Source organism: Endozoicomonas sp. SESOKO2, assembly GCF_024606245.1.
In the GTDB taxonomy this organism is placed as follows: domain Bacteria; phylum Pseudomonadota; class Gammaproteobacteria; order Pseudomonadales; family Endozoicomonadaceae; genus Endozoicomonas_A.
The window spans coordinates 1-1,046 of record NZ_JAHHPQ010000538.1 but is presented as its reverse complement, the minus strand read 5'-3'; the positions used below and the strand labels follow the sequence as shown (position 1 = coordinate 1,046).

Annotated in this window: 1 protein-coding gene; it reads right to left on the bottom strand. The window is 49.0% G+C overall.

Annotation, left to right across the window (positions count from 1 at the left end; translation table 11 throughout):
• Positions 1 to 1,046 (bottom strand): hypothetical protein (locus KDK17_RS13125; protein WP_257288240.1); only part of this gene is annotated, 1,046 nt, incomplete at both ends.

Genomic DNA, 1,046 nt, shown 5'->3' with positions numbered 1-1,046 from the left:
AAAAACGCTGGTGAATGGGCAAGCCACTTTGTTTTAATTCCAGAAGCTTCTCGTAATTGTAACAATAGGGGTCACTTACCAACTCGATGGCCTGTTGTAATTTGCGCATAACTTCCGGTGAGACGTTTAATTCCTGACTCAGTGTGTCTGCCCGCAAAGACATTGGCAGCAGATTTAACAGGGCTCTGAAATGGTCCGGGGCTATGCCCTGTGTAAACGCACAACCTTCCAGAGAATGCTCATTTCCGGCCAGGCGATGACTGTCCAGCTCATCATCAAAACAGACCTGAACAGAGCCTGTGCGGTGGCAATAAACAACCAGAGGCAAGGGTTTAAGGTTTAATACCTTTTCACACTGGCGCTTGTCCCGCAGGATGTCGGAAATATTTATCTGTGCATCGTCGTAAACGCAAAAGCATTTGATGTCTTCTCTGCCATATTTGCTGAGCAACAGTTCCGGATAATCAGCTGTGCGGGTACCATCGCCGGATTTCAATTTTGGTAAACTGAACGTTCCATCCGCTTGCAGATGTCCTGAGGTGAAAAGGGTGGGATAAACTCTCCAGATGATCTGATCGTCACGCTCAAGACGTTTACCGAGCAATGATTGCAGATGAGGCAGTAGTTTTGTTGGCAGTGTTTCCGGAGTTAAGTCAGACTCCAACACCAGAAATCTTGTCCCAGCATTACGTTTATAAACGTAGAGGCATTGTGGATCAATAATGCCTACCATCCATTTGCCATAAGATTCTGGCATACGCCGGTTGGGCATCATCCCCCCCGGCAGGGCGAGACTGAAGGGTCTTGGTGCCCCATTACCCGAAAAGTAATTATTTTCTTTAGTCAATTGGATTCGCCGAAGCGCAAGGTGCCCACTCTCAGCAGCCTTCAGTAGCGCCTGTCGCTCAGACTCCCTGGGATGAAGGGGGAGCAGCTTGCGGGTCGATTTGTAGACTGTCCACGGACCAGAGGCTATAACCGGCTGGTTTTCAAACTTTGGTGGAGGAGTGCAAGAGCTCGCATAGGTTCCCGCTCCTTGGGTAACA